Below are 23915 nucleotides of genomic sequence, written 5' to 3'. Positions count from 1 at the left end.
CAGTGACAGTTGATAAGGTTACGAATGTGCCAACCGTCCCGATTTTCGGTGTTCCGGTATCAAGGCTTAATATGAAAGATACATTAAATGTATTGATCCAAGCGGTAGAGTCTCGCCGTCCACATCAAGTAATTACTGCTAACCCGATTATGGTTATGGCTGCATTGGAAAATCCAAAGTACATGTCCGTGATGAAGCAGGCGGAGCTCATCGTTCCGGATGGGACTGGCGTGGTTTGGGCCGCAAATTATGTAGGGCATCCAGTACCAGAACGTGTGGCGGGTTTTGATTTGTTACATGAATTGCTTGAAGCTGGAGAAAACTATCATTGGAAAGTTTATTTGCTCGGATCGACATCCGAGGTGATTCAAGCGACTGCACAACGGGTACATGAGCTTTATCCTGGAATTACGGTTTGCGGCAAGCGTGACGGATTTTTTGGACCGGAAGAGGATGAAGCGGTGATTGCAGCTATTCGTGAAGCAAATCCCGATTTGCTGTTTGTAGCACGTGGAGCAGACACACAGGAACCCTGGATTGGTAAATATAAAGAACAATTGGGCGTTCCCGTGATGATGGGGGTGGGCGGCAGCTTCGATGTCATATCCGGTAAAGCTAAACGCGCTCCTAAATTGTTCCAAAAGCTCAGAGCTGAGTGGCTGTATAGGCTACTGAAAGAGCCAAGTCGCTACAAAAGAATGCTTGCGCTGCCGAAATTCGCCGTGAAAGTGATGCGTGAAAAAGAAAACGTCACAAAAGTGTGATAAATAGCTTGAATCTGCCTTCAAAACCCGCTAATTTGCCAGAATATGAAGCTTGGTATTTATTTTCGATCAGAGTATAATTCAATGCGGTTACATCTGAAAAGGGATTGCTTTAAAATTGGGGGTCGAATGATCAAATGCTATTGATCTATATTATTGGTTTCATCATGGCACTGGGACTTGCGCTGTTGTTGACACCGCTCGTCAAGAAATTCGCTGTGAAGGTTGGAGCCGTCGATGTACCGAATGCCCGAAAAGTACATACTCGGATTATGCCGCGACTTGGCGGACTGGGGATTTTTCTGGCGTTTCTGTTGTCCTTATTAGCGATTTCACCTTTTGTACCTGAAGGAACGCTGTCTTCGCGGGATATTAACTTTATCGCAGCCTTTCTGATTGGCGGAACGCTGATTACACTGATTGGTGCCCTCGATGATCGTTTTGATCTTAATGCAAAATTGAAATTTTTGGCTCAAATTGCCGTTGCATGTATGGTCGTATTTGCTTTTGATATTCGTGTTGATTTTGTGAATGTGCCTTTTCAGGATGCATACTCTTCTTTGGAGAGCTGGATCTCCATTCCCCTTACGATTTTCTGGATTGTAGGTGTAACGAATGCCATCAATTTGATTGACGGCCTGGATGGACTGGCTGCTGGGGTTTCAGGAATTGCAATCGGAACGATTTTTGTAATGTCCCTTCTGATGGGTAACTATATGGTTGCTATGCTTTGCCTGGTTTTATTGGGCAGCATTATCGGATTTCTGTTTTTCAACTTTCACCCTGCAAAAATATTTATGGGTGACACAGGATCTCTATTTTTAGGCTTCTCTCTGGCCATGTTGTCGATGCTTGGTTTTAAACAGATCGCTATTGTATCGTTTATTACGCCATTAATCATTATCGGCGTGCCTTTGTCTGATACATTCTTTGCTATCATTCGTCGCAAGTTACAGAAAAAACCGATTTTCTCACCAGACAAAGGTCATTTACATCACTGCCTGCGTGAATTGGGCTTTAGCCACAGACAGACTGTATTGATTATTTACGGTATAGCTGCATTTTTTGGCGTATTAGCCGTTATCCAATCGTCTGCTGCACTTAATGAAGCGAACTGGGTTACCTTTGTCGTGATATGTATCATGATGTTCTTCTTACAGATCGGCGCCGAGGTTATTGGTCTTGTTGGCAAAACCAAACGTCCGGTAATTAACACCTTGATTCGGTTGCTGGCTAAGCCAGATTCTCAGACTCGTTCGAAATTATAATTTTTCTATTTTAAAAGTAAGCCTTCAAGCTTGGCGGTATACCGCGGGTTTGAGGGCTTTTTTGTTCTTCGCTATGAAAAAACTCCCTCCTTTTTTGCGTATTTACTAATTTTTTGTATGTTCGCTACCGATAAAAAAGATATTGAATGATTACGTACCCCAAGGTGCGACAGAATCTAAGGAGGACAATGATTTGAAACGATTGCTATCTATGTTGCTGACGGTTGGTCTCATCATTGGCTTGGTGCCGGCGGCCCTGGTAGGTACGGCTCATGCTGCGACGGGAACTTATTTTATTTTTCCAAATGAAAAGTATGATGTGGATTCAGCCAGATCGGTAAACACCGACCGTATCACGGTTAACGGAACGATTAATGGAGTGAACGGAAGCACGATATCATATAGTGTATTCCAGCTCTCCAAAAATGGAACGACCCTTAACGTGGTAAATAAAAATGAGAGCCAAAAGGGCGGAATTACGGTCGTTGGCTCCACGCTTAAAGTTACAGACATTAAACTGTTTCCTGGTTTGAACCGAATCACATTCCAAAGCAGCCAAAACTCGGCGGATATGAAGGATTCTATTTACGTAGAGTACCAGGATGGACCAAAGGTTTATGATCTGTCTGCTACGCTGAACGGTAAAACTGAACAATTAGTAGAGAACCAAACAGCTGTGCTGACAGACAGTGGTAATAGCGGTACGGATGACGTTAAAGTGGTCATTCAGGGTACGGCGCCTAATGCTGATAGTGTAACGCTCACGTCTGCAAAAAGCAGTAATACGTATACTGTTAACTCTTATACCGGCTACAAACTAACAGGAAGTGTTGTACTCAGTCCAGGTAAAAATGTAGTGACTCTTAAAGTGGGTAACGGAACTCAGGCTCTTACGGTTACGCGTGAAATTACGATCTATACGGGCAAACCTGAATTTTCCGATTTGAACCTGAACATGGACGGGAATGTGTCGGCCGATCTGACCACTTCGCCTGACTTTACCGTATCATCTACGAGTGGAGTTGTTTTGAAGGGTAAGGTTTTGGTTCCAGGCGGTGCATCCGATCCGGGAGTGGCTACAATCAATGCACGGTTTACGGATGTGAGTAACAATGGCAGTGCTGTGGGCAGTGCTAGTGGGATTGATGCCACGATTGATACTGCTAATGTGGTTACATCAAATGGTTATAAGGTATATCCATTTCAGGTGACTGTACCTTCAGAGGTTGTGGTGGATCATTTGACCAGAGTATCCTTGGGTCTAACTTATAGTGATACCAGTACCCCGCCTTCTCCGTCGGCTGTCCAATTTACATTGCGCAGCAGCACTCAGCCGTATATCGATGATGTAAACTATCTTCCTGATTTTAATAATCAATTGTTGAGCAGAGTTAATGGAAGCGGGTCTGATCAGGCAGCTGCCATAGATGAAGCTATGAAATTAACTGGAAGCTCTATGAAAAACAAGACTACAGATGCTCCATCTGTTCCTGTAGGTATGGAGTTCATCGTTGTTAATGGAGCACCTTCTTCAATCAGTGAGCTTTCTGGTGTATCGGTTCATACTGTAGGGTCACCTCAAGATGTGATTCGGACCATCAATGGCAAGCCAACACAAGTGAAGAAAATTGTTGCTTATGTGGACACTTTGCCTAAAGAAGGACAAAACGTACTGAATTTTTACCTGAATGGTGACTCGACCAAGCTAATTAAAGCAACGGTGAATCTGCTGCAGGGGCCATTCATGAAATATGATACGATTTATGATGGACAACAAGTGCCGTTAAATACCTCCAGCTCAAACTTGAATACCTATAAGCTGACTCAATTGGGCTACTTTAAAGGTAAATTGCTTGATGTGAGCAACACAGCAGATATTCATTACACTGGAAGTAACCGAAATGTATTCCTGTATATTAATAATGTATTGGTTGATTTGGATGGCTCAGGGGCGGACTTTAAGCTTGCTTCTTCCTCGGAAACAGCCGCAGCCAACGCACTGGCAAGCGGGAATAATGAAATCAAATTTGTGTACAAGCCAGGTATTGAATATAGCAATACGGTAAAAGTAAACTTTACACAGACCAATATTCCAGTAATTCCAGTTTCAAACACACAGGGGATTATTCCTTTTACACCTGTTAGTGGCTTGAGCAGTGCTCCGAAGTATAGCGAAATTGCACCGAAAACAAAAGATGCTAATTTCACTAAAGTGGATGATACCAATTACAATACATCCCTGAAAAATATCAATGTATTTGGTACATTCAGTATTGCTGATTTGGGTAAAGCGGATCAGGTCAATGGTTCGTTAAGCGATATTGCCAATAAAGATCAATATATTTTAGAGATTAAGGGATCGGACGACAGCGAGGTCAATTGGACGCTGAATAATGAGTTTTACTCAGCAGAAGATGCTAAGACAGCATACAACTCTGGTTCCACTACGGATAAATTTACAAATAAAGAATTAAAAGACCTACTTGTGTACTATCACCCGGACAAAAAGTATTTCAGCTTTGTGTTGAAAAACCAAACCGTTCCGCAAGATGGAACACCAGTAGCCTATAACATTACCTTGTACAACAGTGGCAAGAGCGGACCATTTGCAACGTTCCGACTGCAAGTATCTGGTCAATCCACATCTTTTGATATTTTGCGTCCGCTTCCTGAAAAGAGAATCGTGAATCAAAACTTTGTGCAAGTGGTTGTGAATGCAAGTAATGCAGATAGTGTGATGGTAGGTAAGGAAACAGCAGTTCAAGAGGGATTCGATTCTGATTATGATGGCACCGTTGATTACCCTTCAACTTACAAAGCCATCGTCACAGGTCTAAAGGCCAACAAAGATAATAAAATTGACGTAGTGGTTACAAAAGGTAAAGATAAACTGAAACAGACCATTACAGTTAAATATGTTCCTACGAATATTCCTGGTGAGCAATACATGGAAGCGATGAAAACATCGCACAAAGTGTTTGATGGTAATCTTACACTTGCTTTTGCTAAGGGAACTAGTCTGATTCGTCGGGATTATGATCAACCGCAGCAATTCAAAAATCAGGTTTTTTCCGGTCATACATTGTACTTTGCGATAGCAAATAGCGAAGATGGTGTGGTGGACCGTCATGAATTTGAAACTGAAAAAGCATTGTCGGATATGCAGAGCTTGATTGCAGATGGAAGTAGATACTTCAGCAGAGACTTCCCAACTCGTTTTACCAAGTCAAGTCCGGTATTCTGGATTGACCCAGGTACAGCAGATGATATCAAAACGGATGCTTACGATCCGGTAACTTATGGTGCTGATCCATATCAACTGGCTAATAAATCACAAAATGACAGCAGTAAGATCAAAAACTTCTACTGGCGCGATCCTTCTAATGAATTAGTACCATCCAAGCGTGCAACATTAACCTTGACGTATGATAGCAGTATCGCGCAGGATGCAGGGAAACAAATGGCAGTGTTCTATTTTGATTCGGATCTTAAAGATTGGCAGAACATTGGTGGTGTGGTGGATCCGAAGAAACATACCATTAAAGTACCGTTTGATCGTTTTGGCTACTATGTTGCAGCTAAGGTTGGAGAAACGTATAGTGATGTCATTAAGCACAAGTACGCCAGAGATTACATTGAGGCCATTCTGGCTAAGGGTGTCATGAACCCAATGGATCCAATTAATAGCTTTGGACCTGACAGCTACATTAAAAGAGGCGAATTCACATCTATGATTGTCAAAGGTCTGCAAATTCCTCTTAATTTCAGCGGGGCGAAGCATTTTGATGATGTGTCTATTCCAAATACGATATCAGCAGATGCTCTCTATGATTATCGTTATATTGAAACAGCCGCACGTGCCGGTATTGTAAAAGGTTCGCAACCGAGAGTCTTTATGCCGGAGGATGTAATTACACGTCAGGATGTAGCGGTCATTATCGCCAAGGCATTGAATTTGAAGTTGGAGACAGATCACGACAAGATCATGAAGAATCTGTCTAAAACCTTTAAAGATGCAGATAAGATTGATTACTATGCACAAGCATCTGTGCTTGCGATTGCCAAGAAGGGCTTTATCACGGGTTCACCTGTTGATGCTAGTGATCTGAAAAAAGGGTATATGTTTAATCCTACATCTCTGACCTTGCGTGGAGATGCGGCCATTATTATTGGTAAAGTTATGGCTGATAAAAAGTTGCTTCCTAAAATCTAGATCCTAAAAAACTGAATTTAATGAACATCCCTCCATGCGAAATTGGAATTCCCTTTCATATACATGAGAGGGATGTTTTTTAAAAATCAGCTATTTGACTGGGATTAAGGGCCTATGCCATAATAGCAATGAGCAGATAACTGATGGATAAGTTTACAGCGTTTTTTGTTCTTGAACTACCATAAATGCATTTAAATTAACTACTTTTTTTTAAGTATTTATCTCAAAATGTGTTTATTATTTGCTTATATGTTTTTTTTGCACATTTATCTGAAACTTTACGCCTATTTCATCGTAGTAGAAGATTAGTGTGCTTAAATGTTACATAAAGAAGTGAGTGGGGAGTGATGAGATGTCTCAGTTTTCAATACGCCGTCCTGTAACAGTATTTATGTTAATTCTTGCTTTGTTAATCGGGGGCGGTATTTTTGCGTTAAGACTTCCTGTCGAGCAGATGCCGGATATGAAGCTGCCTATTGCTGTGGTAGCGACCAGTATTCCGAACTCGACACCGACAGAAGTTGAGGAATTGGTGACCAAACCTATTGAAAAGGGTCTGGCTTCTATTGAGAATGTGGATACGATCCAGTCTCAGTCTTCAGAAGGATCATCTATGGTCGTAGTTCAATTTAATTGGGGAGTAGATATAAATCAGGCAACCCTCGACATGCGAGATAAAATTGATGGGGTTCGAGGATCTCTTCCAAAGGCGGCAAATTCACCGCGCGTACTTAAATTGGATATTAACGCAACGCCAGTAATTACCCTCGCTTTTACAGGGGACCAGGATGTTAACAAGCTGAAGCCTATTGCTGAAGATATTATTGAGCCGCGGCTTGAAAGAATTGCGGGAGTAGCTTCAGTCAGCATGTCAGGTGGGCAAGAACGGCTTGTGAAGATTACTGTAGATCAGGCCAAGCTTCAAAGCTATGGCATTACGTTGGATCAGATCAGCCAAGCACTGTCGTCTAATAACGTAGCTGGTTCTGCTGGATCGGTGTACCGAGGTAATACAGAAATCCAACTTCGGGTTCAAGGTGAATATAAAGCTGTTTCAGAAATGGCTGAAACGCCAATTCCAGTAGGGAAGGGGAGCGTTAAGCTAAAGGACATTGCGACAGTTAAAGATTCCTTGGATGAAGTTACAACCATTTCTACCTATAATGGAAAGCCAAGTATCAATATTTCTGTTACTAAAGCTACAGGGGGAAATACCCTTTCAATCGCCAATTCTGTGAAGGATAGTTTAGATTCAATACAGAAGGAATTACCTCCGGGAACTCAACTGGAGATGGTAACAGATGCTTCCAAACCCATTAGCGACTCTGTAAACTCACTAGTAGAGCATGCTGTATTGGGGCTTGTTATCGCAGCCATTGTGTTGCTGTTATTTTTGAATAGTGTACGTTCAACCATTATTGCCTCTATCGTTATTCCAATTTCTTTCGTAGCAACGTTTATGATGATGTATTTTAGCGGACAAACCATCAACGTCATTTCATTGAGTGGTTTGCTACTGGGATTGGGATCCTTTGTCGACTTTGCCGTTGTTATTATTGAGAATATTTTTAGGCAGCGACATGAAGGGAAGAGCATGCTACAAGGGGCTATTGATGGCTCCAAGCAGGTAGGTAATGCCGTTATGGCGTCTGCACTTGCGCAGATCGTAGTATTTTTACCAGTTGTTTTTGTTGACGGAATTGCGGGAGTTCTATTTAAACCGCTGGCATTAACTGTTATTTTCTCTCACATTGCAGCTTTGGTGGTTTCTCTTCTGATTGTTCCAATGCTCAGCTCACGTTGGTTACCTACCGTACCGGATGAATCAATATACTCTTCAGGTGCTTATAAAGGTATTAACCCGATTGTGTGGTTTAATGTTGGCTTCGAGAAGTTTAAGGGTGGCTATCGTCGTATACTGAAGTGGGGGATTAACCATAGAAAATCTGTTTTAATCATTACATTATTAATGTTTGTTGCAGCTGGGACTCTGATTCCTATGGTTAAGACTGAATTTATCCCGGAATCCGATACTGGGGAATTCACAGTTAACGTAAAACTTCCTAATGGAACGGTCTTGGAAGAAACCGAAAAGGTTGTTCAAGATATAGAAAAAGAAATTTTGAAAGTTCCTGATCTGGATAAAATGACAGTGACAGTTGGTTCTGGTGGCAATTCTGCCTTTTCAGGTGCAACTCCAACCAACTCGGCAGATCTAAATGTTGCGCTGAAGGATGGGCATCAGCCAACAGATGTTGTAGTTGAGGGCCTTCGTAAGAAATTTGATAGTATTCCGGATGCAGAGATTACACTGGTGTCTACAACAGGCCTTTCAAGTGGAGCGGCTGTTAACATTAATCTAAAAGGTGACGATATGGACGTCCTGAGAGAACTCTCGGACAATCTCGTTGCGGACGTGAAAAATATACCTGGTACAGTTAATGTAAAAAGTTCCTTGAGTGCGGTTCGCGAAGAATATGAGATTACCGTTAAGCGGGAGCTTGCTAGTCGATATGGCTTATCAGCAACCCAAATCTTGTCTGCAGTGAATACTTCTTTTAATGGGTCAGTCGCTACAAGCTATCGTACAGGTGAAGATCAGATTGATGTGAAGATATCGTTGCCAGAGCAAAATCGCCATGATTTCTCAAATCTACAAGCCTTACGGATTACCACTTCACAAGGCATCGATGTACCATTGTCTTCAGTAGTAAGTATTGATAAGCGGACTGTACCCGATACTGTTTCTCGTGAAGACCAAACGCGTCAAGTGCAGATTACTGCTGATATTGATGGAACAGGGGACATTCTTACCATTAATCAAAAAATAGATGCTCTTTTGAAGAGCACTCACTTCCCAGAAGGCTACAGTGCAGATACGGGTGGGGGACAAAGTGAACAAATGATGGAGTCTTTTATGAACTTGGCGGTAGCTATTCTGCTATCTGTCGTGCTGATTTATATGGTTATGGCAGGCCAGTTCGAATCGTTGCTTACACCGTTTGTTATTATGTTTTCGGTTCCACCTACATTAATAGGTGTGCTTATCGGTTTGGTTGTCACAGGATCTAGTCTTAGCGTATCGGCTCTAACCGGTTATATTATGCTCGTCGGCTTGGTCGTGAATAACGCCATTGTTATGATTGACTTCATCATCCAGCTCCGTAAAGAAGGTCAAGATCGAGATGAAGCCATTATTCATGGAGCATCTGAGCGGTTGCGTCCAATTTTGATGACTACGCTTGCTACCGTACTTGCTTTGCTTCCAATGGCATTCGCTACAGGAAACGGTAATGAAACACAAGCACCTATGGCAGTTGTCGTTGTGTTCGGGTTGTCCTTCGCTGCTGTTATTACATTGTTTCTTATTCCGGTAGTCTACGTAATCATGGATAATATGATCGAAAAACGTAAAAATCGGAAATTGAAAAGACAGGCGAAGAGAGAGCTTAAAAAAGAAGCAAAGCTGCAACAAAAGAGTGTTCACATTTAATAATGAGGTGAAGAGATATAATGAATAAAAAAAGTGCTCTGATTGCCACGACATTGCTTTTATCAGTTGCATTGGCAGGCTGCAGTGGGGGAGAGGCCCCCGCTGCTTCACCTGCTGCCCAAAAAGCAATTCCAATCCAGGTAGCGAAAGTAGCTAAAGGCAGTCTGGCGGATTCGACAGGTATTGTAGGCAGCTTCGCGCCTAAAGATACGGCTCAGGTTTCTCCGAAAATTAGCGGGAAAATACAGAACATTAATTTGACGGTAGGGCAAAAGGTAAACAAAGGCGATGTTTTGTTTACGATTGATCAGAAAGACATTCGGGATTCCATCACGCAGTCTCAAGAATCCTATCAGGTTGCACTGGCTAATTTGAAGCAGGCTGAGTCTGGAGCATCACAATCGGTGCAGCAGGGTGAATCGAGTGTAGACCAAGCTAAAAGTGCACTTGTTCAGCAAGACAATGCTATTACACAGGCTCAGAATGCTCTGGTAGATGCTCAGAATTCTGTGCGTGATGCCCAAAGTACGCTAACTCGAAATCAGCAGTTGTTTAGCGCTGGTGCTGTTTCACAATCTGACTTAGAACAGTCACAAATAGCGCATAGAAAAGCTCAAACAGCGCTGGAGAACGCTCAGCTTGCACTTCATAATGCGCAAACGTCCAAGGAAAGCGCACAAACAACATACAGTAATGCTCAAAAATCATTACGCCTTGCACAGCAAAAAACGGGTATTGATGTGGCTCGTGCCTCGGTAAATCAGTCCAAGGCTGCTTTGGATACGGCACGTAGTCAGCTTGTCGACGCTGTCGTCAGAGCCCCTATGTCAGGCACTATTTCTGTAGTGTCAGGTACAACAGGACAAATGGTCAGCTCCCAATCAGCTGTAGCTACAATTGCAAACACCAATCCGATCCTTGCCAAGGTAAATGTATCTGAGGAGGATCTGCTTAAGCTAAACGTAGGCTCCACTGTAACTGTAGGGATAGACTCGTTGGGCAAGCGAATTGAGGCTAAAGTGACGGCGATCAATCCTGTTATGGATAATGATCTTAAGGCATATCCTGTCGAAATATCAGTCCCTAATCCTTCTGGCGAGTTCAAATCCGGTATGGTAGTGACTGTTTACATGAAATCAGAAGCTGCACACAATATTCTCGTAACGCAGGATGCAATTACGGAGCAGGCGGGGAAAAAATATGCGTATGTAGTTGAGGGATCCACGGCTAAGCGGGTAGAGGTGCAAACAGGCGAGGAAAGCGCCAAACAGATTGAAGTAACCAAAGGGCTTACTGAAGGACAGACTATTGCCGTTAAAGGTATAAGTCTGCTTACAGATGGTGCGAAGGTTAATATAGTGAAGTAATTGTTTTTGTAATATTCAAAATAAATACTGTTACTCCGTCATTACCTACTACTTAAAGTGTTTTAGAGTATTTGATTTCAAGGGAATCTATAGTTTTTATGTTCTTTATATATTCTATGGATATTTCTCGACGAATATACTCTAATAAAGCTGCTTTTAAAGCATGGGGATAACCCTTGTGCATTTAAGGCTGATAAGGTAAAAGTTGTAGGATGACGGAGGAACAGGTTTAATAGTATAATTATGACTGTGGAAAGCGGAATACATAATCAAAAAAAAAATAAAAAATTTTTTTTGAAACTGACGCAACTTTTTAAACCTATGCTACGTCTAATTGGGTGAGTATGAAACAAAGGGGTACAAAAGCGTAAAGACATAATTCGCTAAAAAAATTCTTTACGACATTGTTATCACATTGTATAATACTGGAGTACGTCATAAATGGACGCTTTCTTTCAACTAGATTCCAAGCTTCTGTGATATTGTCACAGATATCATTTTATAAGGGTTCTCATAAAGCTCGGAAAGGAGGTGTAACGACTGATGAGTGACAAGATCCGACAAAAAGACAAAAATAATATTTCTGGTTATATTCAAGGAGGAGAAAAAAAGGTTATGACAAAGTTTAATAAAAAAATGATCAACGTGCTGGCAACAGCAACATTGGTTGCTGGTGTTGCAGCTCCAATCGCAGCACTGACTGCACCAACTGCAGTTCATGCATCTTCTAGCTACCAAGCTCTGAGTACTCCAAGTATTAACTCTGATCAACAAGATAATGCTGTTTTGGGTAGAGCGAAAGTAAGTATCAGCCAAGCTTCTATTGCTAGCGGTGCTTCTTTCACTATTACTTTGCCTAAAGGCTTTGATTTTGGTAAATCTGGAGATCTTCAGGTTGGCCGTGCTACTTCCGCTACTGACGCTACTTATGGTTTGGGTGTATATCTTGATCCACAAGATAACTCGCTTGAAAAAAACATTCCATCTACTGGCTATAATGATGCTACTGCACTAAAAGTTGAGAAATTGACTGATAACTCTGCAAAAGTAACACTGAACTTTGATAACTCCAAAGATAGCGCTGATGTGTATCTGAACTTTGCTAACATCAATGTAAGCGGACCTAGCAATGGACCAGTAAAAGCTACAATTGATGCTTCTTCCCTGAGTGGTTTGACTAGCGGTGAAGTTACAATTGCAAACGTAGTATCTTCCGGTCAAGTATCTTTGTCTGCTGCGGATACCGTTTCTAACACTGACAATTTCACTGCAACGTTGAAAGTGAAAGAACAAACAGCAGGTGCTTTGGCTAACAATAATAACATCAAACTGAAATTGCCTAGCGGTTTTAAATGGAACGCTCCAGGAAGTGCTAGCATTCTCTTTGGTGATATCGCATCTGGTGATGTAGTTTCTAAAGTCGATGGCGACACGCTGACTTTGTCTTTGAAAACAAAAAGTAGCAAAGAAACAACATTTAACCTTCCTTTAAGCTTCTACGTTGACGACGAAACTAACGCTAAAGAAGGTGATGTTACTGCTAGTATCTCCGGTAACACAACTACTGATGTTAGCTCTCTCGTAGTTGGTAGCTATGGCCAAATCGGTGGTGGTGTTTCGGTAGCTACCCCAACAACAATTCTTGCTGGTCATGACGAGCAAAAAATTGGTGATATCGTAATTAAAGAAAGCGTTGCTGGTTCTTTTGTTAACAACCGTACTGTAACATTGCGTTTGCCTGAAGGCGCTCGTTGGCAGTCTACTTTCGAAAGTAACTCCCCAGGTAGCAACTTTGCTGGATCTTTCGAAAACACTAACGGTCTTGGTGGAGCAGATGTATCTTACACAGATTCCGACAAACGTACTTTGAGATTGACTTTCAAAAACGTTAACAGCTCTAAAGATCCAGGTACTTTGAAACTGAAAAACGTTGAAGTTGCTACACAACCAGGTTTCTCTGGCGACCTGAACGTTGATGTTGCTGGTAGCCAAGGTCTGAGCGGTACTGTTAAGGTTGCAACTGTGAAGCAAGCTGTTACTTTGGCTGCTGCATCCAAACCAACCCTGACAATCGGTCTGGGCGACCAACAAGTTGGCGACATCACAATTACTGAAGCAGCTAAAGAAGCTTTCGTTAAGAAAGATGGTAGCCGTGAAGTAATCTTGGAATTGCCAACAGGCGTACGTTTTGCTTCTACTCCAGAAGTTAAAGTAACAGCTGGTGACGTTAAAGTGAAGAGCGTGTCCACTGATACTTACGGCGAAAGCAACAAAGGCCGTCTGAGCTTCTACATCGATAGCGAAAGTGCTACACCAAGTACAATCACAATCTCGGCTCCTAAGCTGACTGTTGACCGTACTGTAGCTCAAGGCGATATCGTTGCTAAGCTGAAAGGTAGCGCTGTTTCTTACACTGCATACAAAGGCGCAACTGACAACACTCAAAACTGGAAAGACAACAACACTGCAGCTGCTGAAACAGCAATCGCAACTGTTGGAACTCCAGCTCCAGGTGCTACTAGTACTAAAGCTGTCTTCACACTGGGAAGCACTTCTTACACTGTAGATGGTCAAAGTAAAACAGCAGAAGTAGCTCCTTATGCTGAAAACGGACGCACTTACTTGCCAGTACGTTATGCAGCTGAAGCTCTGGGTGTATCCCAACAAAACATCCTGTTTGACAAAGCAACTTCTACAGTTACCCTGATCAAAGGTAGCACTGTTGCTCAAATCAAACTGAACACAAACCTGTTGACTGTTAACGGTTCCGTGATTCGTATGGACGTTAAAGCTGTAACTAACAAAAACCGTACTGTACTGCCAATCGCTTGGGTGAGCAGAGCGCTGGATGCATCCATCACTTATGATGCAACTGCAAAAACAGTTACTGTTGAAAACAAAAACTAATTTAAGAGCAACTCTTTTGAGTTAACTGAATTAGATGAGAAGAGGGTTCCTTTTGGAGCCCTTTTCTTTTATTAGCCTTATTGACAAAGGAGAGAAATTATGAAACGTTTTGGAGTGGCGGTACTTTCCACATTGGTTCTTTCTTCTGCATTTGCCAGTCTTGCAGGAGCTCAAGCAGGTGATATAAAAGTTATTATTAACGGTGTAACCCAGCAATATACGCAAGCTCCTGTTGTTAGTCAAAATACAACCTTGGTACCTCTTCGTGGAGTTTTCGAAAGCTTGGGAGCGCAAGTGGATTGGGATAGTAAAGCTAAAAAAGTAACGGCATCTAAAAATGAAGACACGTTAACTTTAAATGTTGGTTCTAAACTTGCCTATAAGAATAGTGCTCCTGTACAACTCGATGCAGCTACTCAAATTCAAAAGGGTCAAGTGCTCGTCCCTTTGCGCTTTGTGAGCCAATCATTAGGCGCCAAAGTAAATTGGGATAAAACTACACGGACAGTAACTATTTCAAATCAAGCTGATGGAAGCACTACTGGTGATCAAACCAACAGCCTATCCAGTAAGCCTCTGACAGCTCCTGTGACTAAAGTTACTTACGATACCTACTATAATGATTCTTTGACCTATGATGACGCAGTTAAACTGGCAATAGCTGATAGTACCTCAGTTAAAACAGGAGAAGCGAGTATTGATCAGGCTGGTAAAATCATGAAAGAAACGGGTAAAAATATTGACTTTGTTCCTGCAGAAGCAGGCGATGAAGGACAAGATAAAGCTTTCAAAGGTTATGCTCAAACTAACCTTAATTATGAGGCTGCTAAAAAGAACTTAGATATGACAAAAGAAGGTATTCAATATAATGTGAAGGATCTTTATAACAAGCTTCTTCAAAAGCAAAATGCCGTTAAGCTTGCTGCTTTGAATATTGAAGATGCAGAGCGCAAGCTTAAAGTTGCACAAATTAAGAGAGATAACCAAATGTCCAGTGACTATGAGGTGACACAAGCAACCAATCAGTTGACTCAAAATCAAGCTGCTTTAGAAAAGGCTAAAAAAGATCTGGATAGTGCATATGTATCTTTGAATCAAGTGATTGGCTACAAGCCAGAGCAACGTTATGAATTAAAGGATAAGCCTGTCTATTCTGAATTTAAAGATAATGTGGAAACGAAGGTGAGCCAAGTACTTACTAGCAGTACTGCTATTTGGTTAAGTGAACAAAAAGTGGATTTGGCTGAATTGAGCTTAAAGCTCTACAATTTTAATACTCAAGGAAATACACCATACGAAGCTCAACAACTAGATGTTGAGAAAGCTCAGTATGCTACAGAGGGTACAAAGAGACAGCTTGAAGAAGCTGTAAGAACGCTTTACAACAACATTAAAGGATTGGAAAGTCAGTATTCTCAAATTCAAGCTGGCTTGGTAAGTGCTAGAAGTGCAGCAGATATGGCTAAAAAGCAATTTGACGTGGGCTTAGCTACTGAGCTTCAGGTTTATGAGGCTAATCTGAAAGTAACTACCGCAGAACAGCAAGCGGAAGATTTAGTTACAAGTATTGATACATTAAAGATGGCTTATGATAAACCATGGGTTATGCAAGGTGCTTCTTCTTAAAGTAAGCCAATAATAGAAGCTTATACAACACAATGCATTAACCTGCTGTAGGAGGATAAGCATGAAATCACGCTACAAAGTAACGCTGGCTGCTGTTTTACTTGGAGGAGGGATAGTTGCAGGCTCCTTGATGAACAATTCGGTTAATGGAGCCTCCAGCTCTGGGCAACCGGGAACAGCTGACGATCCAGTTGTAACCAAAAGCTATGTTGATCAAAAGATTGCTCAGGCTCTCAAAGGTGGAACGACAACCAATGCCAGTAGTAGTAAGTCGACTAATTCAGCAGCTTCCACTACAAACGCTACTTCTAACGTAACAACTTCGGGTGCGTCTAGTACAGGCAAAGCTTCCACATCTGTGGAACAGACCGAGGAATTAAAGGTTGTTGATGTAAAGCCTGGTCAAAAGCTGATTGCCAAAGCTGGATCGGAATTTATTTTACGTAACGGGTATGCTGTTGTTTTTAGTATGGATGCCAGTGGAGCTATTGATATCACTTCTGGAACGGAAATTGTCCATAATCAGGCGGTTGAGAAAAATCATTTACTATCCTTTCCTAGAGAAGGAAGAGGTATTCAGGTAAAAGAAGGCCAGAAGTTTGGTCTGGTCGTCATGGTACGTGGCGGTTATACTCTCCAATAGATTGTATGTTGGAAAGTTCTTTTTCGTAAATACTGCTTGGGATAGCAAATTGTTCTTGGCTAAGCTGCCTCCAAACGCTGCACACTAACTTCATGAAAGAAAATACAATTGATGGAGGTGTGTACGATGGCGTCAAGAGGTCAGAGACGATTGATTCCCGAAAGCCGTGCCAGATTACATGATTTGAAGTATGAAATTGCTGCTGAGTTTGGGCTTCCTGTTTATAACCCCCAATATGCGCATATACATCCGAGTGCCGACAGTGAGTTTGCTGCGGAGTTGGGCGAGTTTAAAGGAAGCGCAAATGTGGAGTGGCGCTATTTGACTTCAAGACAGAATGGCTCTGTAGGTGGTGAAATTACCAAGCGATTGGTACAATCTGCCGAACGTAGCTTATCTGAATATGGTACCTTGTAAGTTGCAATAATTTTTACTGATTTTGACGTGCAGTCGTTTTTAAAATAAGGCTATCCTCATGTAGATCAGAAATTTAGTTCTTGTCAATTTGCCTTAGTTTCTCCCTTTCTAATTGGGCGATATGAATTGACACCTTGTTTTAAATAGGATATCATGGCATTTGAGGCTTGTACGCAACCTTTTCCTACCGGAAAAGGTTCATTTTTTGTTAATCAGGTATAGAAGTCATTTTCCAGCCACATGTTGGTGTGAGAGTGTCTGACTAATGCCATTGCCATGTCAGGATTTTATATAAATCCTCATGTATTTTAATTGTGGGAGGTTGAAATTCATGTCTGTAAAAGGCCGTCATTTGTTTACGTCTGAGTCTGTAACAGAAGGTCATCCGGATAAAATCTGTGATCAGATTTCCGACGCCGTATTGGACGCCTTTTTGGCTAATGACCCTAATGCACGGGTAGCGTGTGAAGTATCAGTAGCTACTGGTCTCGTTCTCGTCATTGGTGAAATCAGCTCCAAATCGGAATACGTGGATATTCCATCCATTGTACGCAATACGATTAAGGAAATTGGCTATACACGTGCGAAATACGGCTTTGATTATAATACTTGCGCTGTATTGACTTCTTTGAATGAACAATCGCCGGACATCGCTCAAGGGGTTAACGCTGCTCTGGAAAGCCGTGATCCTGCTGAAGTAGATAAAGAAACGGAAAACATTGGAGCAGGCGATCAAGGGTTGATGTTCGGTTTTGCTACGAATGAAACACCTGAGTTGATGCCGTTGCCTATCGCGATGTCTCACCGTATTGCACGCCGCTTGGCCGAAGTGCGCAAGGATGGAACATTAAAGTACCTTCGCCCGGATGGTAAAACCCAGGTAACGGTAGAGTATGAAAATGGCAAGCCAATTCGTATTGATGCCATTGTAGTTTCTACGCAGCATGCAGAAGATACTACGTTGGAGCAAATTCAAGCAGACATCAAGGAAAAGGTTATTTTGCCAGTTGTTCCTGCAGAATTGCTGGATGAGCAAACCAAGTATTACATTAATCCAACAGGTCGCTTTGTTATTGGCGGACCTCAAGGGGATGCAGGTCTAACAGGCCGCAAAATTATTGTAGATACGTATGGTGGTTATGCTCGTCACGGCGGGGGAGCATTCTCCGGTAAGGATCCGACCAAAGTGGACCGTTCCGCTGCTTACGCTGCCCGTTATGTAGCGAAAAACCTTGTTGCAGCCGGTTTGGCAGATAAAGTGGAAATTCAGCTTGCCTATGCCATTGGTGTAGCTACACCAGTCTCGATTAGCGTCGATACATACGGTACTGGGAAAGTAAGCGACGAGAAGCTCGTTGAACTGATTCGTAACAATTTTGATCTTCGCCCAGCAGGTATTATTCGAATGCTGAATCTACGTCGTCCAATTTACAAGCAAACGGCTGCTTACGGTCACTTTGGTCGTACAGATCTGGATGTGCCATGGGAGAGCGTAGACAAAGCTGAAGCTCTGAGAGTGCAAGCGGGTCTATAATTTCTCATATGTTATCCAATACAAGCAATAACCAAAAAAGACTGTCTCATGATTTACATGAGCAGTCTTTTTTGATGTGTTTTACAAGTTAAGTTGGAAATTGCCGTGATATATTGCTAACTTCTACTCCGTTGGGGGTGCAAGATTCAACAGCTTTTTGAGCAAATGGCAAACTTTTTGCAGCTCCTTACGCTGCTCCAAATATGAAAACAGAGCTTTTAAAAGACCCGTTTGGGGATTCGCTTTCAAAGCTTCTTCCTTTAATAGAGCTGCAATTTGCTGATACTCCTGTTTTTCTTCCTTCGAACTCCATGAAGACAGCAGTATGCTGTCTTCCAGAGAGTGGAGAAGGCCATTGACTTGGCGGCCCTGATCGAAGGGATTACTTGGATTGCTTTCAGGTAACCAGCCTGGACTGCTCCACAAATGAGGGGTCGAATCAGTACGGTTCAAGCTGGCAGCAGCCAAGGAATTGGATAAAAAGAGGATGAATTGCGTAAGCTGCTCAATCGTTTCATCGTCCATCCGGTCAGCAAAGAAGCGAATATATTCAAATACAACACTTTTGAGCACAAAGGTCATATCCCATGCATACTCTTCAATGTCCGGTCCAAAAACATCAATCAGGCTGTCACGTACCCATTTGTACAATTTGTATTCATGCTGCTCGAAGGTGCTATTGAGCTGTTCATTCTGAAAAATGAGCATAGATGGCTCGGGAAGATCCATCATAAGATACACTTTATTTTCAACGAGGTTTTTCAAATAGAGAGTGACAAAACCGTGCAGCTTATCTTCATTAGTAAGGTCAGGCTTGCTGTAAAGTGCCCGGATGTCTTGTTCAATCTTATTTTCTAGAATAATACACATTTCCAATGGAAGCTCTTCTTTTCCTTGAAAATATTTATAAAAGGATGCCTTCGCCATCCCGCTTTCTTTGGCAATCTCCTCAACAGATGTTGAATAGTAGCCTTTTCTGGAAAACAGCCGAATGGCTGCCTGTAAAATATCATTTTTTTTGCTTTCCATACATACTTCCCCCTAGGGTTCAATCCGACAGTGTACTTCACTGTATGCAACTACAAAGGTTGGTCGTGTGTAATAACCGTGTGTTGCTGCTTTTTGAGTTGACGGCGCATTTTGAACTTGGCCATAATCATATACAAGGACGGCACGACGAACAAGGTTAACAAGGTTGAAAACAACAAACCGAAAATGACGGTAAAGGCCAGTGGTTTGAAGAGAAGGCTTCCCAATAGAGCTAACGGGATCATTCCTACAATGGCTGCCAGTGAAGTCAATAAAATGGGTCTAAAGCGGGCAGAGGCTGCTTGTATCACGGCTTCCTTTAGCTCCATTCCTTCATGACGGGCGTCCTCGATAAATTCAATTAAGACAATACCGTTCCGTACAACAATACCTGCGAGTGCAATAATCCCCATAATACTCATAAAACCGATAGGCATACCTGTTAAGAAAATACCAATAATACCGCCGGCTGCTGCCAAGTATACGGTCGTCATAATGATAATAGGAATGGACAGGGAATAAAACTGCATGGTGATCAGTAGTAAAATGAGCAGGACTACAACGATCGCCAGCTTACCTAAATCCCCGAATATGGTGGACTGATCGGAGGTTTCGCCGCCTACCTCCCATTTATAACCTTCAGGGAACTTCATTTGTCCCAGTTTGCTTTCTACATCCACCATCGCTTCGCTTGCAGTTCGCCCGTTCAAGTCGGCTTCCACCGTAATCGTCCGCTCCATATTGTAATGCTTGATTTGCTGAATAGCAAATGATGGCTTCACCTGTACGAGCTGGTTTAACGGAATCTGCACACCGGCTGAATTGACCACACTTAGTTGTTGGAAAAGCGCGCTGGGCTCCTCGTTGCTATGATTCAAATACAATTTAATATCCACCAGATCGTTACCTGTATCAAATTGGCTAACTTTAGCCCCTTCTTTTAATAGAAGCAGAGTACGGGTCAGATCTGTATAGCTTACCAGGTACTGATCCATGGCTTGCTTGTTAACCTGCAAATCCAGTGCATATCTTTCTATTCCTATATCATCCATGATGCCGGTTGTACCCTCTACCGTGGCGATCTGCTCTTTTACTTTTTGGGCAAGGTTTTGCAGCTGCTTCAGGTTCTGACCTGAAATCCGAATAGCGACGGGCTTACCCACTGGGACTCCAAGACGAGGAATATACATCGTCACCGTAGCTTCAGGATAGGACCTTTTAACATGCTTTTCCCAAGCATTGACTGTCGTATCGAGATCAAAAATATTTTTTTTGCCAACGACTGCAACTTGTCCTACAGTTTCATCATATCTAATATCACCGCCCGAACTGTTAATGTCGCTGAATAGTTGCGGTGCAGTTCCTCCGGCACTGTAAACGACCTTGGAGGTTTCGGGTTGCTTCTTTACCCAGCTTGCAATGTCTTTGACGACCTGATCTGTTTCTGTCACTGAGGTACCTATAGGCATTTTTATTTTTAATACAACATGAGGGTCCTCCGATTCAGGAAAGAGTTCAACTGAAGTGAAAGGAACCAATCCATAAGCGGCTGTTCCAAGCATGAGTCCTGCCATTGCAGTCAGCAAGGGACGCTTAATGACTTTGGGCATCAGCTTTTGTGAATACAGCTTGTTTAAAGTCTGAATCTGTTGTCCCAACAAGCCTGCCGGTTTAGTTTTAACCTTAGGGTGACGAGTTTGCCTGCGTTTCTCATACCATTCTCGGAAAATAGGGATGATGGTGAGTGACATGATCATGGAGGCAAGCATAGTCAGCGAAACAATGGCGGGAATAGGCTTGATGAATGCCCCTACATTTCCGGGTAGAAACAACAGTGGAGCAAAGGCTGAGATGGTAGCCAGTGTGGCAACCAAAATAGAAAGCATCACCTCTTTGGTTCCTTTTATAGCTGCATCTTTAGGCGATTCTCCTAATTCCGTAAGTCTCCGCTCAATATTATCATTGACCACTACGGCGTCATCGACGAGTATGCCAAGTACAATGATCAGACCGACAACGGAAATTTGATTGAGTGTAATACCGAGCATAGGCAGAAAGATAATAGCAATCGCAACCGAAATCGGAATCGCCAGTGCGACAAAAGCAGAGGTAAGCAAATTCAAGCCCAACATACAAACGAGAATAACAGCCACAATCGCAAGAATTGTTTCACGTTGTAAGTCCTCGAAGATATGATCTACCTGATCTTTTTGTGCAAAAAGAGTTTCAAGGCGAACACCTTCGGGAAGTGTTTTCTCCAGCTCTTTGAGCTTGGTATTGACCTTTTCGCTCATAGGTGGGACGTCTGTGCCTTTTTCTGCTCCAATGCTTAGCGTAATGGCTGGTTTACCCCCAACATAGGCAAAGTATTCTGCTTGGGGATGTGCCAGCTCCGTTGTAGCGACATCTCGCAAATACACAGGAGCCCCTTCCTCTGTACGTGTCAGAATGGCCTGATTTAATTCTTCGGCTTTTTGAGTTTCCCTGACAATGAGTTGAAAGGTGCGCCCGTTGTATTCAATATCACCGGTAGGAACTCGATCAATTTGTGACTGGATCGCTTGTGCGACCTGCCCCCACGACAGATGGTACTGCTGAAGTTTCTGATTGTCGATTTGGACACGTACTTCCTGGTCAGGAAGACCATTGAACTTGACACTTGATATACCTGATAATGTATTGAGCTGATCTTTCCACGTTGTGGTCAAATCATTTAGTTTATACAGCGGTGCAGGAGAGTCAGCGACCAGGGCATAGGAGCCGATAAACGAGCTGGTTAGCTTGTCATTTACAACAGGTACTTCAGCACCTTCGGGAAGATCAGCTTGCGCATCCTGTACTTTTTTACGCATATTATCCCAGACGGTTTGAGGATCAACTCCATTTTTGGATTCGATTAAAATAGAGGAGAATCCGTTACCAGAAGTCGAATTAATCGTTTTAACACCTTCAACTTCCTTAATACGCTTTTCCAGTTCTTTGGTTACGGTTTGTTCTACTTTTTGTGGTGAAGCGCCAGGGTAGACTGTTGTTACTATAGCATTCTGTATCGTGACATCTGGCATTTCCTGCTTTGGTAACTGGAAAAATCCGAAAGTCCCAATTAAAATCAGCATGACAAAAAACAGCAACGTAATTTTTCGTTTTTTTACGATATACTCAATCATGGGCGCCCGCCTTCCTCCGACTGAATCACATTTCCATCAAACAGGTTTTCTGACCCTTTAATGACAATACGTTCACCTTCACGAAGGCCGGATACGATTTGCAATTGATTTTCTACAACCTGATCGCCAAGCTCTACGGGTGTTTTAACAGCTTTCCCTTTAACATCTTTGAAAATAAAAGGCTTGCTTCCCGTGTTAATGACCGCTTCGGCGGGAACGAGAATGCCGTTCTTGTCTGTCACCTGCTGAGCAGCTTTAATGACCTGACCGGGTAACCAGTCTCGCTGTGGATTGTTTATAACGACCTCTACGTTAACTCTTCCCGTATCGGTACTGGTTGAAGGATAGATGTTGGAAACCGTACCTTGGCGGCTTTCTTCATATAGCACCACATTCACCGGTTGCCCTTTTTTCCAATCCCTGATTTCACTGTCCGGTACCGGAAGTAGTACTTTGAGACGATCAATGGAGCCTATGCGATAGATGGCCTGGCCTGAAGCGACCAAGTCACCTGTATTCACGCTTTTGCCTAAAATAACGCCGTTCACAGGAGAAATTAGACGGGTACGTAATAGTGCGAGTTCTGCTTGCCCCTTGGCGACAAGGGCTTTTTCGTAGTTGGCACTAGCTTGTTTTTTGGAAGCCTCCGCCTGTTCACTGGCAGCATAAGCTTTGCTTTTACCTGCAAGCGCATCCTGAAAGGAAGCCTGGGCGGATTGATGATCTTCGGCTGTAGCTCCTTCCAGCAAAAGGGACAGGGATTCCTTGGCTTGCTCCAGATCTTTCTGGGCTGCCGTAGCATTCAGGCGGGCATTCTCGTTATCCGACGCGGTAGCAGCGCCTGCCTCAAACAGCTTCTGTGTACGTTCGCTATCCGTCTTGGCCTTGTTATAAGCGCTTTGTGCCTTATCTACAGCGGCTTGCGCTTGCTGTTTCTCTTGAGCACGCGCACCTTTATTGACCTTGTCGACATTCGCGCGAGCACCTGTGATGCCAGCATCGGCGGATTGAATCGCAGAGGCAGCTGCTTGTAGGTTAGCCTGTGCGTTATCTATCCCAGCCTGTGCCTCCAGGATGGAGGCTGTCGCCTGTGCAACCTGAAGCTTGTAGTCAGCGTCATCCAAACGAGCAATCACCGCGCCCTTCTGTACAGCGGTGCCGACAGTGAGAAATGCACTGGCTACGGTGCCTCCATTTTGAAAAGCCAGTGTGTTTTCCTCATAAGCCTGAAGAGTGCCTGACAAGTTATAGGCAGTATGGAGCGGAGAGGATTTGACAACTGCAGTACGCACAACGGTTGGCTGTGCAGCTGAGCCTAGAGTGGCATCTTTCTCCACGCTGGAACATCCAGCGGTCGCTATGCTCAGGGATAAAGTAAGCACGATGAGTGCCCGTTGTTTATTCATGATTTCAAACCTCCACGATAGGTCACAAAAATCAGACCTGAACTGATTAGTATTATTTGAACTTGTTAGTTCAAGTGTATT

13 protein-coding genes are annotated in these 23915 nt (G+C 42.9%); 10 read left to right on the top strand and 3 right to left on the bottom strand.

Going from position 1 to position 23915, the window contains the following annotated elements:
• Nucleotides 1-2 precede the first annotated feature (2 nt).
• From HPL003_RS04635 to metK, 10 genes are all read left to right on the top strand, one after another.
• Entirely contained in the window at nucleotides 3-764 is a 762-nt protein-coding gene (locus HPL003_RS04635) for a WecB/TagA/CpsF family glycosyltransferase (protein ID WP_014278455.1), read from the top strand.
• A gap of 137 nt (nucleotides 765-901) precedes the next feature.
• On the top strand, nucleotides 902-2032 hold the full coding sequence (locus tag HPL003_RS04630) for a glycosyltransferase family 4 protein (protein WP_014278454.1): 1131 nt from the start codon (nucleotides 902-904) through the stop codon (nucleotides 2030-2032).
• A 193-nt stretch (nucleotides 2033-2225) separates the two neighbouring features.
• On the top strand, nucleotides 2226-6245 hold the full coding sequence (locus HPL003_RS04625; protein ID WP_014278453.1) for an S-layer homology domain-containing protein: 4020 nt from the start codon (nucleotides 2226-2228) through the stop codon (nucleotides 6243-6245).
• A gap of 352 nt (nucleotides 6246-6597) precedes the next feature.
• A complete protein-coding gene (locus HPL003_RS04620; RefSeq protein ID WP_014278452.1) occupies nucleotides 6598-9738 on the top strand; it encodes an efflux RND transporter permease subunit in 3141 nt (1046 codons plus the stop codon).
• A gap of 20 nt (nucleotides 9739-9758) precedes the next feature.
• Nucleotides 9759-11105, top strand: a complete 1347-nt coding sequence (locus tag HPL003_RS04615) for an efflux RND transporter periplasmic adaptor subunit (RefSeq protein WP_014278451.1) — start codon at nucleotides 9759-9761, stop codon at nucleotides 11103-11105.
• 543 nt (nucleotides 11106-11648) lie between these two features.
• The gene (locus HPL003_RS04610) at nucleotides 11649-14012 is read left to right on the top strand and encodes a copper amine oxidase N-terminal domain-containing protein (protein ID WP_014278450.1); all 2364 of its coding nucleotides are present in this window, start codon (nucleotides 11649-11651) and stop codon (nucleotides 14010-14012) included.
• Nucleotides 14013-14111: 99 nt separating this feature from the next.
• Complete coding sequence (locus tag HPL003_RS04605; RefSeq protein WP_014278449.1) at nucleotides 14112-15638, top strand: stalk domain-containing protein; 1527 nt, start codon at nucleotides 14112-14114, stop codon at nucleotides 15636-15638.
• Nucleotides 15639-15699: 61 nt separating this feature from the next.
• A complete protein-coding gene (locus tag HPL003_RS04600) occupies nucleotides 15700-16281 on the top strand; it encodes a hypothetical protein (protein ID WP_043922302.1) in 582 nt (193 codons plus the stop codon).
• A gap of 126 nt (nucleotides 16282-16407) precedes the next feature.
• Nucleotides 16408-16698, top strand: a complete 291-nt coding sequence (locus HPL003_RS04595; RefSeq protein ID WP_014278447.1) for an alpha/beta-type small acid-soluble spore protein — start codon at nucleotides 16408-16410, stop codon at nucleotides 16696-16698.
• A gap of 331 nt (nucleotides 16699-17029) precedes the next feature.
• Entirely contained in the window at nucleotides 17030-18232 is a 1203-nt protein-coding gene (gene metK, locus HPL003_RS04590; RefSeq protein ID WP_014278446.1) for a methionine adenosyltransferase, read from the top strand.
• 123 nt (nucleotides 18233-18355) lie between these two features.
• On the opposite strand, the gene HPL003_RS04585 is transcribed toward metK, so the two are convergent.
• Genes HPL003_RS04585 through HPL003_RS04575 form a run of 3 tightly spaced genes read right to left on the bottom strand, consistent with a single transcriptional unit; the run spans nucleotide 18356 to nucleotide 23834 of the window.
• Nucleotides 18356-19261: a TetR/AcrR family transcriptional regulator gene (locus HPL003_RS04585; protein ID WP_014278445.1), complete on the bottom strand. Its 906-nt coding sequence runs from the start codon at nucleotides 19259-19261 to the stop codon at nucleotides 18356-18358.
• A gap of 50 nt (nucleotides 19262-19311) precedes the next feature.
• Nucleotides 19312-22428, bottom strand: a complete 3117-nt coding sequence (locus tag HPL003_RS04580; RefSeq protein WP_014278444.1) for an efflux RND transporter permease subunit — start codon at nucleotides 22426-22428, stop codon at nucleotides 19312-19314.
• Nucleotides 22425-23834, bottom strand: a complete 1410-nt coding sequence (locus tag HPL003_RS04575) for an efflux RND transporter periplasmic adaptor subunit (RefSeq protein ID WP_014278443.1) — start codon at nucleotides 23832-23834, stop codon at nucleotides 22425-22427. The genes HPL003_RS04580 and HPL003_RS04575 overlap by 4 nt, the downstream gene beginning before the upstream one ends.
• Nucleotides 23835-23915: the final 81 nt, after the last annotated feature.

The organism is Paenibacillus terrae HPL-003 (genome assembly GCF_000235585.1).
In the GTDB taxonomy this organism is placed as follows: domain Bacteria; phylum Bacillota; class Bacilli; order Paenibacillales; family Paenibacillaceae; genus Paenibacillus; species Paenibacillus terrae_B.
The sequence above is the reverse complement of the archived record's forward strand: the minus strand, read 5'-3'. Positions and strand labels throughout refer to the sequence as shown.

Bases quoted from the DNA above. Each gene is read 5' to 3' on its own strand.
- HPL003_RS04630 (WP_014278454.1), top strand. From the start codon at position 902: ATGCTATTGATCTATATTATTGGTTTCATCATGGCACTGGGACTTGCG.
- HPL003_RS04620 (WP_014278452.1), top strand. From the start codon at position 6,598: ATGTCTCAGTTTTCAATACGCCGTCCTGTAACAGTATTTATGTTAATT.
- HPL003_RS04615 (WP_014278451.1), top strand. From the start codon at position 9,759: ATGAATAAAAAAAGTGCTCTGATTGCCACGACATTGCTTTTATCAGTT.
- HPL003_RS04610 (WP_014278450.1), top strand. From the start codon at position 11,649: ATGAGTGACAAGATCCGACAAAAAGACAAAAATAATATTTCTGGTTAT.
- HPL003_RS04605 (WP_014278449.1), top strand. From the start codon at position 14,112: ATGAAACGTTTTGGAGTGGCGGTACTTTCCACATTGGTTCTTTCTTCT.
- HPL003_RS04600 (WP_043922302.1), top strand. From the start codon at position 15,700: ATGAAATCACGCTACAAAGTAACGCTGGCTGCTGTTTTACTTGGAGGA.
- HPL003_RS04595 (WP_014278447.1), top strand. From the start codon at position 16,408: ATGGCGTCAAGAGGTCAGAGACGATTGATTCCCGAAAGCCGTGCCAGA.
- metK (WP_014278446.1), top strand. From the start codon at position 17,030: ATGTCTGTAAAAGGCCGTCATTTGTTTACGTCTGAGTCTGTAACAGAA.
- HPL003_RS04585 (WP_014278445.1), bottom strand. From the start codon at position 19,261: ATGGAAAGCAAAAAAAATGATATTTTACAGGCAGCCATTCGGCTGTTT.
- HPL003_RS04580 (WP_014278444.1), bottom strand. From the start codon at position 22,428: ATGATTGAGTATATCGTAAAAAAACGAAAAATTACGTTGCTGTTTTTT.
- HPL003_RS04575 (WP_014278443.1), bottom strand. From the start codon at position 23,834: ATGAATAAACAACGGGCACTCATCGTGCTTACTTTATCCCTGAGCATA.